Below are 16,477 nucleotides of genomic sequence, written 5' to 3'. Positions count from 1 at the left end.
GATACTCCACAGTGGATGGTCGAGGCTGCTACGACTAGCTCGAGTCCTCCGATCAGCAACGCCAGTAGCAGCGATCGCGGGATTGCCCGTCGGCCGGGAGCACCGTGCCGGTGGCGAGTGCCGACGGCTGGGCTGTGGGCTCTCCCAAGGAGCGCTGAAGTGCGTCGAGGTGCCGCTGGACGCGCTCGGCGTCCGCGGTGCGGTGCTGGCCTCGGTAGAGCAGCAGCGCTTGCCGCCACGCGGAACGGGCGTCGTCGTGCCGGCCGAGCGCTGAGTGGGGGTGGCCGAGGTTCTCGAGGGTGTTGGCGATCTCGTAACTATGGCCGAGACCGTGGAACAGGGCGAGGGCTCGCTGGTAGTGCTCGATGGCCCGCCCGGGCCGGCCGGTGTGGTGGGCGATGTACCCGAGGCGGTCTTGGGCAACGCCTTCGAGCTCGGGATGGACGTTCTCGATCAAGCGCAGTGCTTGCCGGCAGTGCGTGCCGGCGGTGTCGTAGTCCTCGAGCAGCAGGTGGCACCAGCAGGCCACGACGTGGGCGCTCGCTTCCAGCAGCGGCGGCCCGATGGCGCGGAAGAGCGCCAGCGCCTTGGTGGCGTGGTCCAGGCCGCGCCGGCTGTCTCCCCAGCCGTTCCATTCCCGGCTCAGCTGCAAGTGAACGTGGCCTTGGCTGGTGCGGTCGCCGTGTTCCTCGGCCAAGGCGAGGGCGGCGTGGAAGTGGTGGACCGCCTCGTCGTGCCGGTTCAGCAGGTTGTGTACGCGCCCGAGGTGCCAGTGCACGCCGGTGCGGATGGCCGGATCGCCGAGCTGCATGGCGGCCTCCAGCGCGGCCCGCCATGTGGTGAGTTCATGCTGGTGGCCTCCCGCGCGCAGGTGGAAGGTGCTCAGGGCCGCCGCCAGCGGCCACACCATGTCGGGCCAACCCAGGGTGGCGGCGGTGTGCTGGGCGGCCATGACGTTGCGGTGTTCGGCGTTCAGCCAGTCCATCGCCGCGACCGCGTCCGGCAGGGGACAGGGCTCGACGGCGGCGTCGGGCAGATCTCGTTGCAGGAGCGGGAGATTCGGCTCAAGCAAACGTCCCGCGGCGTGGGCGGTGTGGAGGTAGAAGCCGAGGGCGCACCGCAAAGCCGCCTCCCGGGCCTCCGGTGGGAGCTCGCGGGAGGCGGTGTCGGCGGCGTAGCCGCGAACGAGATCGTGCAGCAGGTAGCGTTCGTGTGCGTGGCGGGTGAGCAGCGACGCGTCTTCCAGCTGCCGCAGGGTTTTCCGCGCTTGGGCTCGTGGGCGGTCGACGAGATGGGCGACGGCGCGAAGGGTGATGTCGGCGCCGGGAGCGATGCCCAGTAGCGCGAACACGCGGCGCTGCTCGGCCGTCAGGGAGCGCAGGGACCAGGAAAGCACGTCGGGCAGGCTGGCCGTGGGGTCGGTGTCGCCCAGCGCGTCCAGGCCGGCGTCGGCGAGTTCGCCGACGAACTCGCCGACGCCGATCTCGGCGTTGAGCTGCGCGCGGCTGGCCACCACCGATAAGGCCAGCGGGTAGTGCCCGCACGAACGTATCAGCGCAGTGGTCGCTTCCGGCTCGGCCGCCAGCCGTTCCTGACCGAGCCTGTGTGCAAGCAGGGCGTGGGCCTCGTCCTCGGCCAAGATTCCCAGCCGCACGTGGCGGGCGCCGTGACGGTGCAACAACGCGCTCGGCACCAGCCTGCTCGTGATCAGCACGGTGCACCCGACCGTCCCCGGCAGCAGCGGCGTCACCTGGCCGGCATCGGCCGCGTTGTCCAGCACGATCAGCAGCCGCCTGCCCGAAACCCAGCTGCGGTACAGCGCGGCGAGCTCGTCCAGGTCCCCGGTCGCCTCCGCGGGGGCCACCCCGAGCGCGGCGAGGAACCTGCGTACCGCGGCTGTGGGGTCGACCGGATCGCTGTCCGGGCTGAAGCCCCGCAGATCGACGAATAGCTGCCCGTCCGGGAATCGGTCCAGATGATCGTGCGCCCATCGCAGCGCCAGCCAGGTCTTGCCGATGCCGCCGGCACCCCCGATCACGGTGATCGAGCCACTCCGCCCGGCACCGGTGTCCGCGAGCCGTTCGAGGGCGGCCAGTTCACCGGCCCGCCCGGCGAACCCGCGTGGCGCGGAAGGCAGTTGCCGGGGCACCAGCGGCGCCGCCGCACCCAGCGTCGTCAGCAGGTCGTCACGGTCGTCCGTCGAAAGCCCGAGCGCCTCCGCCAACTGCACCAGCGAGGCGAGCTGCGGATTACGCCGATTCCCGGTTTCGATCCGCCGAATGGTCCGGACCGACACGCCAGACCGTTCCGCCAGCCCCTCCTGTGTAAAGCCGGCCCGCAATCGCAGGCGCCGCACCACCGAGCCAGTGTCGTGCCCCATCCTCGTCCCCTCGACGGATCCACGCGCTCCCTCCCCTCGACGGTAGCGCACAACCGGTCACAGATGACCGGTCGATGACCTGGCTTCGGTGAATGACCGGACAACATCATGGACGCGCGATTCCGCGTGCTGACGCGGGAGCACGAGACGAGAGAGGGGATCGGAGATGTTCGGAAGCAATCGCGTGACGGCGGTCGCCGGAGCGGTGTTGTGCGCGCTGGCCGCAGGGGGTACCGGCACGCACGCCGACGCAAGCGCCCGCACGGGCGCGGTGGCCCAGGCCGCGCACGTCCGGCCGGCGGGCGAAGCCGCCACCGCGAGTATCGTCTGGAAATACGACGGGATGTTCCGCATTCACAACAGCGCTAACGGAAAATGCCTCGACGCCGACGAAGGCACTCTCGGCAGCAACGGCACCAAGGTACAGCTGTGGAATTGCGGCAACAATTCCGACACGAACCAGCTGTGGTACGTGCTCGAGTCCACCGACAACGTGTACGAGGCCTTCCAGAACGTTGCCAGTGGCCAGTGGCTGGACGCCGACTCGATCACCCTCGACCGGGATGGCACCAAGGTCCAACTGTGGGAAGAACTCAACGTGTGGAACCAGATATGGCGGAAGGACTGCGGCGCATACTGCCGCTTCGCCACCGCCGACGCCCGCGGCGGAAACCGCATCCTGGACGCCGACGCGAACTTCATCGACCAGAACGGCGTCAAGGTTCAGCTGTGGCGGGACCTCGGTGGCTCGAACCAGCACTGGCACTTCGAGCTGGTGCAGGCGCCGTAGCGAGGTGGTGCCCTCCTGAGAAATCGAACGGAAAGGAACATCGGTATGCGCAAACGGAGATTCCTATTCACCCTCGCCGCGCTCGTTTTCGGGGCCGGCATGCTGTCCGCGCCGGCTGCGAATGCAGCGAACAGCTCGTCGGCCTTGGTCAGCAGCCCCGCCAAGACGACCAAGATCGCCTGGGTGCACCAGTGCGCAGCGATGCACTGCGGGTACCATGAGATCGAGGCTGGCCAGTACGTCTTCACCTACTGCGCGGCGAACAACGAAGGTATCCTGTGGAACCTCATCGTCGCCCCGAGCCCGTGGAACCGATCCATCACCATCGCGGGCTACGTTTCCACCGACGCACTGGACAACCCGGAATCGAGTACCCGGTGCGGCAACTACCTCGGGAACCCGGCGCGGATCGAGTACTGGGCGCACAGCTGCCCGATGCCGAGCTGCGGCTACGGCGTGATCAGACAGGGTGACAGCTACAAGCGCCTCGACTCGGTGACCGCGCCGTCCGGCGAGGTCTGGAGCTTGGCCATCGATCTCAGCTCCTCGAACTACCTGCTCGCCGGGTACATCTACCCGTAGGTCGTCTGATCGGGCTGCTCCTCGTGGGGCAGCCCGATCGCGGCGCGGGCGTTGTGACCAAGGCGACCTGCCGTCTACCCATCAAGTGACCACCTTCGTCGGTGACCACAGCACCGGGCTGCTTCGCTCAGCCGTGGACGAGGAGGAAATACCCGACACCACAGCCAGCCGGAACCTGGTTTCGTCCTCGGTGCCCGGGAGCCGCGGCGAGAACGACGTTCTTGTGTTCGGCGTCACCGTCGGTCAGGACGTCGCAGTCCACAGCGAACGGTCTGGTCGCGGGATGGTGGACGATCTTGCGCTCTTCCCGGTCGGCGCCGATCACGCCGGAAGCCGACAGTTCGGCGAAGCGCGGCTTCCCGTCGTAAGGTTCCGGACCAGGCCATCCAGGCGGCCGTTTCCGGGGAACTGTCCCGTGGCGCAGCGCAGGTCGGCCACGATGGAAGCCTCGCGCACCCGCCAGATCGATCTCCCCGCCGATGGACAGCACCAGCGCGCCATCGACGCGTCTGCTCGACACAGAGACGCTCGCTGACGACGCGGCAGGAAGCCCCATCCGCCCGGACTCGGAGAAGCTCACCCACCCATCATGTCCCAGCCCACCTGCCGACGGCCGACCTCGATGGCGGATCGTAGCGACTACCTCTAGTAACTATTCACGGTCTGGCGGTTACCCGAGGTCCTCCGCGTCGCGCCCCGCCGACTTGAACAATCCCGCATGCGGTCAGCGTCCCAATGCATTCTGCAGCACACCACGGTCAAGGATCTGGAGTGCATTTCCATCCCGGCTGCGCCCACGCAGCTGGCCTTGTTGCACGGACAGCTCGGCGGGTGGGCCGGCCGCGCCGGGCTGACCCCGCCACGTCCCACCTGTGACGCGTTGTGACGCCGAAGCGCAGTCATCCCACTCGGTCTAGGAACCAGCTGTGTCGCAGCCGGAGTGCGCGCTCCATGCTGGCCAGCACTGTGCCGACGGTGAGCGAAGTGTTGAGCCACACCGGAAGCGCGACGGGTGAGACGAAGGTCCCGAAGCGCTCCGCGACCGGCGGAATCTTGAAAGCGACCTCGATGAGCTGCGGGATGAGCAGCAGCACCGAAACCACCAGCAGCGCGACCGACGTGACACCGATGACTCGGCTCGCCACGGGATGACTGCGGGCGAAGTGCGCCCGCCGCCCTTCGGCCGAGGTGCGATCCGGGACCAGCTGGCATTCTTCCCCTTCGTCGGTGACGTAGTGGCAGCGCTTCAGCCCGAACGGCGAATCGGCGACTTCGATCGTGCCGCCCGGAACAGGAAAGGCCGCGGGAAGCTTGGATTCGGCGTGATGCCGTCCGTCGAGGTAGAGGTCGGCCGTGCCCCTGCCGTCTTCGGAGAAGAATCGACGGCTATGGCGGACGTCGACGGTGTACAACTGCCGACCGAGGTCGATCGAGTACAGCGAGCGCGCGAAGGGCTGCCACCAGCGGAACGGCCGCAGTTCCCGTCCGGTGCCGGGCTTGACCCGCTTGGCCGCGCGACGTCGGCGCCACTCCCCCATGGTCAGACTCCCAGCACGCGAGGTACGAGGAAGTAGATCTCGAGGGCCTCGTACGCCGCGCCGATGACGAACAGCGCGAGTGCCGGCAGCCAGAGCGGGGCGAGCAGGTGCAGGCCTCGCCGATATCCCTGCCGGTGCGTGGTCACCTCGACCGTCGCCGGGCGGAGCCAGGACCGGCCGAGGAGGTACGCGCCGAACATCACGAGCACGTAAGCCTGGAACTCGATGAGCAGCGTCAGCGAATGCGGTATCAAGGTGAGCCTGCTCGTCCGGTCGACTGGAGCGAGTGTGATGCCCAGGTCGATCGCCTTGACCGCGAAGACCGCGAGCCCCGCGAAGGGGACCACGAGCGACGGCAGGGTGATCAACAGCAACGCGGTCGGAAACACGTTGACCAGGAAGATGACCACGGCGAACAGCCAGCCGTTGCCGACGACCGCGTCGACGAGCGCCCCCTGCGCACCGTCGGCGAACGACGCGGTTCGCGCGGCGTGCAGGTCCGGGAAGAGCACACCCAGCGCCATGCCGAGCAGGAACACTCCATTGACCAATAGGTTGACGAGAAGGTACGCGCGGCGGTCGGCGCGGATGATTTGAAACGGCCTTCGGAGGTGGTCCATGGATGTCACGTCCACTTCGTTTGTCGAGGTAGAAGCACTAACACACTGTGTTAGAAATGGTCGGCCGCGACTGTAGCACAGCGTGCTAGTACGGTGTGCGATAGGAGGTGGGGCCATGACGCAGGAGACCGGCAGCCGGGACAGGATCATCCAGGCGGCACTGGCGATGTTCGCGGAGAATCCGGCGGCGAAGCTCAGCGTCCGGGCGGTCGCGGCGCGGGCCGGGGTGAGCACCGGCTCCCTCAGGTACCACTTCCCGACGCAGCGGATCCTGCAGGACACCGTCCTCGCCGGCATCTACGACGCGATCATCCCCGGAGACCTGATCCACGACCGGTCCGCACCGGCCTCGGAACGACTACTCGGCTGCCTCCGCCAAGTGCTCGCGGCCGCAGGAGTGGGTGAACAGGCGCGAGCGGGCTGGAGTGAGATCTTCAAGACCTACATCGAGTCCGAACCGACTGAGGAAAACCGCGCCGCGTACTTCGCCATCGACCAGGAAGCGCACCGCCGCGTCGAGTACTGGCTGACCGTCCTCAACGACGAGGGCGCCCTCACCGCGGGAGACAACGCCCGGCGGGCTCGATACCTCGTTACCATCCTCAACGGACTCTCGATCGCGCGGGCCCTCCCCTCGGGCGAATCGATCCTGACCACCGAGACAGAGATCCTGCGGGAGGCCGTCGACCACGTCCTCGACCAGCGCTCCTGACGACAGGGCACGACCAATTCGACGCGATGGCGGCAGATCCAGCCCGCTGGGCTCCTGCCGTTCCCCGCTGGCCCCCACCGACGCCGATGGCACAGGTAGTCAGCACCAAGGCCCGACATCCGGCCGGCGGTGCCGGAGTACTGCCGCTGCACCCCGGCCGAGCGCGTGCCTTTTCTTCGGGAACCGGGGGGTCGTCCACGATCAGCACCCCGCCCAGCTCGCCGAGATGCTCGGTCACACAGTCCCGCACGTCGTCGCGGACGCCGTCGATGTCCCAGTCCGCCCAACGCAGCAGCCGCCCCGGCCGGGCCTGAACGCTAACGCCTTCGCCATGGTCGTACTCGCGCAGGCGAGGTTGGCCCACAGCCCGACCTCTATACCCGCCGTATCGGTTCACCCCCAGCGGGGCAACCCTCAACCGAGCCAGCTGCTCCATTCGGGGTAACTTCGGCCGGAAGTGAAACATACGCCCACCGAAAGCTGACTGTGCCTGCAACAGGGAGGAGGCAAGATCATTGAGACTCGCCGAGAACGTCGACACGTCCGTCTGGGTAAAGTCCACACGCAACGAGACAGAGTTTTCACCGGCTGGGTTCCGCCTTTTCAGCACCTGGGCAACGCCCAATCGACTGTCGCCCTCCTCGTCGATCAGCGGGTCTCTGCCAAGGTCACAGCTCGAGTTGCTCACGAGCTGGCCGACGGGGTAGCCGGTTTCCGCGTTCTCGCCTGTTGATTGGCAAGCATGCATGAAATCGGGAACGCGAGCCCGGCCTCCTGCTGTCGGCCACCGTGTCCGAACGGCGGCGCAAAGAAATGCCGACGGCCTACGACAGCGGCAATCGCATTTGCACTGGCGCCAGCAGTGCTCAGGGACAACGAACCGATGTTCATATTCGGCGTCGGCGTCGTCTGTTCTCCGGGTTTATCAGCGCCCGATACCCATGACCAGAAGCACACGATCACGCGGGGCACACCGTACGACACGTAGGAGTCAAAGTTGGCCAACGACGCCGGACACAATGCGGCATCCCCGCACGCCCGGCGGCTCGCCACTCTCGCCCTCGAGTACCTGCGCGCCCACCCTACGGCCAGCCTCGACGAGCTGCTCACGGCGGTCATGCGCCGTTTTGTTGGCCAACGCCGCGGGCGCTTGGTCGCACTACTCGACGAGGCCGTGGCTGCCGATCTTCTCCACCGCGACAGCTCCGGACGCATCAGCGCTCCTGGTGGCGCGACCGCCCAGGTCGACAGTTCACCCACTCACGATCCAACTGCCGACGCCACCACCGGCGTCACCATCTCCGGTCCGGCCGTCACCGCCTCAGCAGCAAGGACCACGCCCCTGCGCGCGCCCGACGGTCCGGCCGAGCAGCCGCTCGCAAACCCCCCGGCGGCCGCGGAAGCGCTCGGCGCCGCCGTGCGCGCCGTCCTAGTCGACCTCGAGTCCGTCGTCCACACCATCACCAGCGACCCGTACACCGACAAGCGGATATACCAGATTGGCGCCGTCCGGCTCAGTAACGACAGCGCCTGGGTTGCGGAGCAGCCGCGGTTCAGCTCCTACGTCGAACTGCCCGACGACACCTGGACCATCCGCTCCAAGCGCGTTCGCGAGGCGCACGCCGCAGCGGCCGTCAGCCCAAGGCAGGCGCTAGAGGACTTTTACGCCTATACCGAAGGCGCCGATCTGATCGTCACCTACAACGGCACTCAAGCCGACTTCCCGCTGCTGAGCGCCACTGCCGCCCGTGAGGACATGCCGGACCTGCGGGGCACCTACGTCGACGCCTTCTACCTCACCCTCGCGCTCTATCCGACCGCCACCCGGCACGCGCTCGCGCCGCTAGCTGACGACCTCGGCATCGACCGCGCAGGGCTGGGCTGGCACGACGCTGTCGACGACAGCGAGCTGCTCGCCCGCGTCCTACAGCGATGCGCACAGACATTCGCCGCGATGCCCTCCGACGTTCAAGACCTGCTCGCCAGCCTGACTGCCGACTCCCCCGCCTGGATGCTCGTGCGCTCGCTTGCCGCCAGGCACGCCGGCGCGCCGCAGAATGAGCTGCTCGGCGACGAGCGCGTCCACACCACCGCAGAGGTCGCCGGCGTCCTGAACTCCGGTCTGGCCGGGCACGCCCCGCGGCGGAGCCCCACCGGACCGGTCGGACGCTCGGCGGTCAGCGTCAGCGCGAGCCTGCGCGGAACCGACGGCAAGGTCGACGTCACCGCCCTTGCCCGCGCTGTCCGCCCCGGCGCCGCACTGCGCGAGCCGCAGACGCAGATGACCCAGCAGATGCACAGCTGGGTCGACGAGGCCAGCTCCGGCCTGGTCGAAGCGCCCACCGGCACCGGTAAGAGCTTCGCCGTGCTCGCCGTCGCCTTGGACTGGCTCACTGGCGCCCCCGATCGCACCGCGATCATCACCACCGCTACCAAGCAGCTGCAGGCGCAGCTGGCCGCCGACGTGGCGCGCCTCGAAGCGGCAATCCCAGGGCTGCTCAACGCCTCCGATGTCGTCAAAGGCAAAGCCAACCGGCTGTCGCTGCGCGCGCTGACGCTGTCGCTAGCTGACGCAACCGCGCTGCTCGCCACGCCGACCGCCCCACGGCGTAGCCGCAGCACCGGTCGCAACCGCTTTCTCGAGCGCGTCATCTTCCGCGAGCTGCTCGCCTACCTGATGCTGCGCTTGATCGCTTCCACTACCGTCGAGCAGTCCTGGACCGCCCACTCGGTTGACGCTGTTGACGTGCCACTGTTCTTCACCGACTACAGCAACAACACCGTCAGCATCTGGCTCGAGTCGCTGTCCCAGGCCACCACTGGCGAGTACGACGCGGCTGCCCTCACACCGCTGGCCGTCCACACCGACGGCGTCAAGGAGGCATTGCTCGGCCATCGGCTCATCCTGGCTAACCACGCGTTGCTGCTCGCCCACCTCGACGAGCTGTCCGACCTTGGCTCGAACACCCTGCTCATCCTCGACGAGGCCCACCAGCTCGAAGACAGCGCCACCAGCGCCTTGACCACCACACTGGACTACCGCCTAGTGGAAGATCTGTACAGCGAGCTCGACAGCTGGACCCGCGACGCTCGGTCCGGCGTCGAACGCGACCAGGCCGTAGAAGGAGTGCGCAACCTCGGCCTGCTACTCGACCACGAGACGCTGCCCAAAGTCGCAGGGCAGGCGTTCGATGCGCGCGGCACCGGCGTCGGCACTCTCGTCGGCTCACGCACCGTCACCTTGGCCAGCCCATACAGCGGCGCCAGCGGCACCGGACAGGTCCGCTACCTGATGGGCCTGTTGCTGCGCCTGTCTGGCATTTGCGAAGTGCTCGTCGGCACCCTGTCGGCCTACCGCGGCGCGCACGCCGCCACCTTGAGCTTCTACGACCTCGAACGGCTCAATTCCCTTGTCGTTGGCGCGGCCGAGATCAGCGCGACCGCTCAAAGGATCGTCGGCGACACCAACGCCGCCCTCGGCCTACCCGCCACTGGCACCCCCGACACCGTCCAAAGCAGCACGCCCGGTGGCAACCCCAGCACGGACGACACCGGCGACGGCGGCACCGAAAGAGGCACCGCAATCGACGCCGCCACAGATGATCAGGACGGCGACACGGACGAGACGCTGCCACTCGACGCGACCGACCCCGATGGCGAACCCGATTTTGACGACCTCGATCCCGCCGCAGCCGAAGGCCCCATCGGCAGGGTCGACGGCGACCTGACCGATCACGGCCTGATCGGCGAGAGGGCGACACCGGCGCTGGGTGCGTTGCCGCCCGGCACCACCAACCAGGCCGTCTACGCCGAGGAGGTCGAAGCGCTGAGCGCCGAGCTGCGCCGCTATCGCTTCCGCATCAGCACCAGCCCGATCGAGCTGCCCGCCGACGGCACCTGGCAGCAGTTCCTGGCCACCTTCGACCGTACCTACTATGTGTCCGCCACGCTGCGCGTCGCTGCGCAGTGGACCTTCATTCGAACCCGGCTTGGGTTGCGCAGCACCGTCCCGACCCTGCACCTGCCGACACCGTTCGACATGAAGAAACAGGCCGAGCTCGTCTGCCTGGCCGACTTCCCCTCGTGGGCCGAGCAGAGCGACGGCGCCATGCGCACTGTTGCCCACCAGCTCACCGGCTACACCCGAGAGATGATCCAGCCGGTCCTGGACGAGGCTGACGAACCCCAGGACTACAACACCCGCGGCGGCTACGACAGCGGCGCGATGGTCCTCACGACCGCCAAGAGCACCGCCGCCGGCATCAGCCAGCACCTGGCCGAGGGCCTGCGACGCTGCGGCGACACCACCCCGGTGCACAGTGCCGTCCTGCTCGGCAACCCCCGCGCCGTCCGACAGTTCGACAGCCACACCGACGGCGGCGGCATTTTGGTCGGCACCAAGGGCCTGTGGCAAGGCGTCGACATCGCCGACTCCAATAGGCTGCGCCTCGTCTGGATCAACAAGCTGCCGTTCGCACCGTTCGCGGCTCCCGTGATCGAAGCGCGCCGCGCCGCCGTGGTCGCTCGCGCCGACGCCGCCCACGCCGAGGACCCCGACGCGGTCGCCACTGAGACGTACTATCTGCCGCTGGCCGCGCTACAGCTGCGGCAGGCCGTCGGTCGACTCATCCGCTCCGAGCAGCACCGCGGCGTCATCATCATCAGCGACCGCAAGCTCGCCGGACACACTGTTCTGCGACGTGCCTACCGCGAGACGTTTCTGGGCAGCCTCGATGCCGACCTGCTGCGCCCCGACCCGGTGACCGGCGAGCGCACCGGCGGCAACGTCATGTCGATGGCCGACGCCTGGGCACGGATCTGGGACTTCTACGCCCGCAACGGCCTGCTCGACCCGGCGCGCGCCAGCGAGCTGTCCACGCCGCAGGCTCTGCTCGAGCACACCGTCCTGCCGCAGACCCGCCGCATCCGTGAGCTAGCGCTGACCGCCCAGGAGGTCTCGCAGCACCAGACGAGCGGCACACTCGTCGCCGAGGTGCTCGACCGGTGTGCCCAGGTCGGTGGGCTGCTTAAGCTGTCCGACGCTCCCACCGAGCTCAAGAGCTCCCAGCAGGCTGTCATCACGGCTGTTGCCGAGGGCCGCAACGTCCTCGGATTGCTGCCGACCGGCTTCGGCAAGAGTTACTGTTTCCAGCTGCCCGCGCTCGTCCTGCCCGGCGTCACCCTGATCATCAGCCCGCTCGTGGCCCTCATGCACGACCAAGCGCTCGAGCTCAACGCCAGCATCGGCGGAGCCGTTCGGGCCCTGGTCGCTCCGCTGCGCGAAAGCAGCAGCCGCGCCGGCAAGACCGAGATCGCCGATCAGCTACTCGGCCGCGCTGAACACCACATCAAGCTCATTTACGCCAGTCCCGAGCGCCTGGGACAGCGGCGCTTCCGGCAGATCGTCGCTGAAGCGGTTCGAACCGGCATCATCAGCCGCATCGTCATTGACGAGGCGCACACGGTCGTGCAGTGGGACGACTTCCGCCCGTCTATGCGCCGTGCGACGCAGTTTCTGACCCGGCTGCTTGCCGACTACGGGCTAGCCGTCACCGCGCTGACCGCCACTGCCAATCGCACCGTCCATGCCGGACTGCGCACCCAGGTGTTCGGCCTTGCCCCCGACATCCCCACAGCCAGCAGCTCCGAGGCACTCGCCGAGGCCAGCGCGGCCGGGCCGACCGGACTGGTCACTGTCCGGGAAAACCCGATCCGGCCTGAGCTGGCGCTGTTCCGCCGCTCGATCAGCCCCGCCGGGCCGGCCGTCAATGCTGGACTGGCCGAGGAGGTCGTCGACCACCTGGAGGACCACGCGATCTTCTACTGCCTCACCGTGCGAGACGTAGTCGCGCTGCACGCCCACCTGCGCGACTACGTGGGTGACGGCAACGTGCGGGTCCGGCGCTTCCACGGCCGGCTCACCGAGGCCGAAAAGCATGCTGTCATGACCGAGTTCCGCGAGGCGCCGCGGCGCGAAGACGACGGGTTCGCACCGATGCTCATCGTCGCGACCAGTGCCTTCGGGCTCGGCATCAACCGGCCCGACATTCGCACCGTGTTCTGCGTCAGTACCCCCACTGACCTGTCGCAGCTATACCAGCAGGTCGGACGAGCCGGCCGTGACGTCGCCGGAGCCGGCAGTGTGGGAGATACCGTAGCGGCAGCCGCGCCGCCGGCGAACGTCGGACTGGCCTTGCTCACACCGCGTGGACTGCGCACCGCCCGTTTTATGACCACCAGCGACCTGCCCGCGTCATTGCTCGCGCGGATGGGAAAAGCCGTCCTAGCCGTCCGTAACGGCGTCCTGGACGCGGGCACCATCGCCGACCGGCTCATTGCCGAAGACGTTGACGCCGGCCGGCTCAGTCAGGACGACGCCGCCAAGTCTCGCACCAGCGAGCAGTACACGTCCGGCGTTATGCGCGCGTTCGCCGCCTTGTCGGAGTTGGGCGTCGTCGACGACCTCGGCGACTTCCCACCGCTGTGCACCATAAAGCCTGGCGAGCTGCGCAACAGCTGCGACCAGGACAGCGACCCGACCGAGCAAGCCGTCGTCGACGCGATCCTGGCGCTGCCGGGCCGCACCGACGAACGCAGCGACCTACACCGGGCCCGGCTGCACGTCCCAAGCGTGCACCGGTACCTGAGTGCGACCGTCAAGCGCTATGCCGACCTCGCCGACGATCCGCCCAGCACATGGCAGCTGCTGGCAGATCTGCACGACCGAGGCCAGCTCGACGTGTCCGCAGCACCCAGTCGCAAGCTCGTCACCGGAATCGCGGTGCACACCCCGACGCTGCCTGCCGGGTACGCCGGTGCGCTAGCCGGCAAGTCTGCGCGCGCTGCCGAGGAGATCCGCCTCCTGCACGACTTCTTCACCGACCGCAATAGGTGCGCCAACCGCAAGTTCGCCGACTACTTCGGCGTCGACGCCCTACCCGACGGATGCTGCAGCACCGCCGCGAACCGATGCTCGGCCTGCTGGGACAACGACACCACGATCCCCATCGAGCAGAAGCCACCCGCCGCTGGTGACGCGCTCAACATGCCCAAGCCGCGGCTGGCTGGCGCCCGCACCGACAGCAGCGTCCGACAGAAGCGTCTCGACGAGCAGGTGTACCGGCTGGTCTGGGCCGACTACCGCGGCGTGCACGCGCGCGACGTGTACCGGGCGCTGCGCGGCGAGGACTCTTACTACCACCCAATCCGTCGACGTCGGGTACGCCTTCGACGTAACCTCGTCGTGTCGCGTTACTTCGGCGCCCAGCACATGGTGAAGCTTGACCAGATCGAGGACAGCTTTGCCCGGCTGGAAACCGACGGTCGGGTCGTACCGCTCGGACACGGAATGTGGCGCGAGCGCGGGCACGCCGACCGGGCCACTGCAGCAGCCGCCCGCGCCGCCGCGGCCGTCGTCACGCCGGTCCCCGCTGGGACGGCTCCGTGACAACCACTGTCCCGCCTAACAGCAGCACCACCACCCGCCCGGACGCTTTCGCGCAGCAGCTCGCACCGGCCGGACCCGAATCGGCGCAGCTCGCCGCTGCTCGCCCGTGGCGCCCGCACACCAACGACCCGTTGCTGACCCCGGCGATGACGTTGGGGCCTGAGCGCGTTCCGGCCAGCCAGATGCAGGTGCTGTGCCGCTACCTCGGCGCGCTCGTCGCCGCCCGCAGCACCCCAGTCCACGTCAACGTCGCCTTCAACGCCTGCTACTTCGGGTACGACCTGACCACAGGCTATGCCGGCGCCGCTGTGGACCCGGCCAGCTTCCCCACCGTCGCGCTCGGCGAGACGATCGACGCGCTGCCCGTTGGGGCTCTGATCAACGTGGCGTCCGGCGGCGACCCCATCTGGGCAGAAGTCGTCTATAAGGAGGGCGCACACGCCGAGCTCGGTGAAGACGGCGCCGTCCCATCCTGGCTGTCCGGCGCCCCCGCGGGCGCCACCGGCCCAGCGCAGACCGACCTGCACAGCCGGCCAATTTTGCACGAACGGCTCGTTCTCGACCTCAACGTGTTTGGGCTTGCGCCGACCGCCGCACAGATCGCCCGCCTCACCCGGCGCGGCCGCCTCGACGAGCTCGGCCACCTACTCGTCGGCTCCCGCTACGCCACCGCCGAACTCGCCGAGCTCGACGACGCCGGCTTCTACCGGCACTACCTGCTTGGCCCTGGCCGCGACCTACTGTTCAGCACCGCCGCCGTCGCGCCGCTGCCGCTGCTCCTCACCGAGGATGCCGGAACCGAACAGCACCAGGCAGCGCTCGACGGGCTGTTCGCGACCGTGACCGCCGCGCTCCACGAGCTCGACACCGTCCGCATGTGGCAGCCCTACGCCGTCTCCCGAGCCAGCCTGTCCACCCGGTTACGCAGTTGCGATGCGCTGGGCGCTGATGACATCGCTTCCCTGGCGAACTCCACCGCGCGCAGCGCACTTCCTGACCAGAGTCGCCGGCTTGGCACGGCCCGACAGGTGACATACACAGCGCTCGGGCCACGGCTGCGCTGCGTGGACGGCAGCGCCACCCCAATGCACGGGACCGGATACGCCAACGTCGTCCTGCACGCGAACCTCATCTTCGCCGACTACGTGCGCGGTGATGCCGAGGATGGACTGCTGTTCGACCAGGTGCACCTACGTCTGGACGACTACTGGCAAGGCGGTGGGCTCTGGCGAGCCGAAGCACCCGGCAGCGCCCATGCGCTGCTCGACCCGACCGTGCCCCGCGGCTTCGGCTGGGCCGAGACGCTCGCCCCGTCCTTGCCACCTGCCGCCACCGAACCGGCCGCTTTGGAGCCGGAGCCTGAGGATGGGTACGACGACGAGCTCGATGTCAGCGACTCGCAGATCAGCTGGACCGTCGCGCTGCGCGCCGCACACATCGACGCCGGACGGCTCACGTTGCCCCAACAAGCCGCACACGTTCTGATCAGCGACCGGCGCAACGGCACACGCATGCGCCTGCTGCTCAACCACGACGGCTACCAGCTCGACGTCACCGACGCTACCCAGATGGCCACCGCCGACCTGCACGGCTCACCGGCGGTGCTGACCGGCGTGTCCTGGCCGATGGACTACTTCCCCGGCATCCTGCTCACCGTCACCTGGCCACGCAACACCGCCACGCTGCGGATCACCAGCACGCTGCTGGACATGCCCGTCACCATCGACGACGAGCTCGACATCGAGCACTGTTATGACCCGCGCATCGTCACCCGAGACGCCCTCGACAGGACTGGCAGCACCAGCGCCCCCCTTGCGCAGCGCATCCTTCGCGCCGTCCGGCGCCTCGGCCTACTCGATCCCGACGGCGTCGCCCGCCTGGCACGTGACCAGCTGACCCAAGAGATATACGGCAGCAGCACCGAGCAAACAGAACAAGCCCTCGACACGGCCGTCGCCCAGCTTTTGGAGCGCGGCGCTCTGACCCAGGACACCGGCTCTCGTACTGCCGAGGGAATCACGTTCCCGGCCGTCGCCAGACAGCCGATCGTGTCGTTGCTCTGCTACACACCCGCCGTAGTCGCTGGCCCGCCCCGGCCACGCCGGTTCCAACGCCTGGACACACGGTTCGTCAGCAAACACGTCGTCGCCGGCTTCCTGCGCCGCATCGACCACCTAGGTAAAAGCGCCACCCCGCGTGCCCGTGCCGACTACCGGGAATACCGGGCGCAGCACGGGCTGACGGGTCCCGCCGAGCTGCCCGATGGCTGGACGTTCGTGCGTCCGCACGAGCGCGGTAGCTGAGTCCCGACGTGAGTTGACCGCAACATCCGACCGCACTCCTGGTCCTGCGGCTGGGACAGAATGCCCCGATTGACCACGAGCTGTCAGACCCGTGCGAGGTGCTCG

The 16,477-nt window shown here is 68.3% G+C and carries 9 protein-coding genes and 1 pseudogene; 5 read left to right on the top strand and 5 right to left on the bottom strand.

Going from position 1 to position 16,477, the window contains the following annotated elements; genetic code table 11:
* Positions 1-52 precede the first annotated feature (52 nt).
* Positions 53-2,380: an ATP-binding protein gene (locus ACZ7OU_RS48545; protein WP_470260510.1), complete on the bottom strand. Its 2,328-nt coding sequence runs from the start codon at positions 2,378-2,380 to the stop codon at positions 53-55.
* 166 nt (positions 2,381-2,546) lie between these two features.
* Between ACZ7OU_RS48545 and ACZ7OU_RS48540 the strand changes: the two genes are divergently transcribed.
* A complete protein-coding gene (locus tag ACZ7OU_RS48540; protein WP_470260509.1) occupies positions 2,547-3,170 on the top strand; it encodes an RICIN domain-containing protein in 624 nt (207 codons plus the stop codon).
* 45 nt (positions 3,171-3,215) lie between these two features.
* Positions 3,216-3,752, top strand: a complete 537-nt coding sequence (locus ACZ7OU_RS48535) for a hypothetical protein (protein ID WP_470260508.1) — start codon at positions 3,216-3,218, stop codon at positions 3,750-3,752.
* A 127-nt stretch (positions 3,753-3,879) separates the two neighbouring features.
* Here ACZ7OU_RS48535 and ACZ7OU_RS48530 read toward each other — a convergent pair whose 3' ends face one another.
* The 3 genes from ACZ7OU_RS48530 to ACZ7OU_RS48520 all read right to left on the bottom strand — a co-directional run bounded on the left by ACZ7OU_RS48530 (position 3,880) and on the right by ACZ7OU_RS48520 (position 5,841).
* Positions 3,880-4,332: a hypothetical protein gene (locus tag ACZ7OU_RS48530; RefSeq protein WP_470260507.1), complete on the bottom strand. Its 453-nt coding sequence runs from the start codon at positions 4,330-4,332 to the stop codon at positions 3,880-3,882.
* A gap of 319 nt (positions 4,333-4,651) precedes the next feature.
* Positions 4,652-5,290: a hypothetical protein gene (locus tag ACZ7OU_RS48525; protein ID WP_470260506.1), complete on the bottom strand. Its 639-nt coding sequence runs from the start codon at positions 5,288-5,290 to the stop codon at positions 4,652-4,654.
* Between the two features lie 2 nt (positions 5,291-5,292).
* The gene (locus ACZ7OU_RS48520; RefSeq protein WP_470260505.1) at positions 5,293-5,841 is read right to left on the bottom strand and encodes a stage II sporulation protein M; all 549 of its coding nucleotides are present in this window, start codon (positions 5,839-5,841) and stop codon (positions 5,293-5,295) included.
* Between the two features lie 184 nt (positions 5,842-6,025).
* Here ACZ7OU_RS48520 and ACZ7OU_RS48515 point away from each other — a divergent pair, with 184 nt between their 5' ends.
* Positions 6,026-6,622: a TetR/AcrR family transcriptional regulator gene (locus tag ACZ7OU_RS48515; RefSeq protein ID WP_470260504.1), complete on the top strand. Its 597-nt coding sequence runs from the start codon at positions 6,026-6,028 to the stop codon at positions 6,620-6,622.
* A 116-nt stretch (positions 6,623-6,738) separates the two neighbouring features.
* Here ACZ7OU_RS48515 and ACZ7OU_RS48510 read toward each other — a convergent pair.
* Positions 6,739-7,058: pseudogene (locus tag ACZ7OU_RS48510) on the bottom strand (transposase); the annotation flags it as partial.
* Positions 7,059-7,619: 561 nt separating this feature from the next.
* Here ACZ7OU_RS48510 and ACZ7OU_RS48505 point away from each other — a divergent pair.
* Together ACZ7OU_RS48505 and ACZ7OU_RS48500 are read left to right on the top strand one after the other, a co-directional pair.
* Positions 7,620-14,069, top strand: coding sequence for a DEAD/DEAH box helicase (locus ACZ7OU_RS48505; protein ID WP_470260503.1), 6,450 nt, complete (start codon positions 7,620-7,622; stop codon positions 14,067-14,069).
* Positions 14,066-16,372, top strand: coding sequence for a hypothetical protein (locus ACZ7OU_RS48500; RefSeq protein ID WP_470260502.1), 2,307 nt, complete (start codon positions 14,066-14,068; stop codon positions 16,370-16,372). Before ACZ7OU_RS48505 ends, ACZ7OU_RS48500 begins: the two co-directional genes overlap by 4 nt.
* Positions 16,373-16,477: the final 105 nt, after the last annotated feature.

This window comes from Amycolatopsis sp. NPDC114505, assembly GCF_055633615.1.
This window is presented reverse-complemented; position numbering and strand designations above follow the sequence as displayed.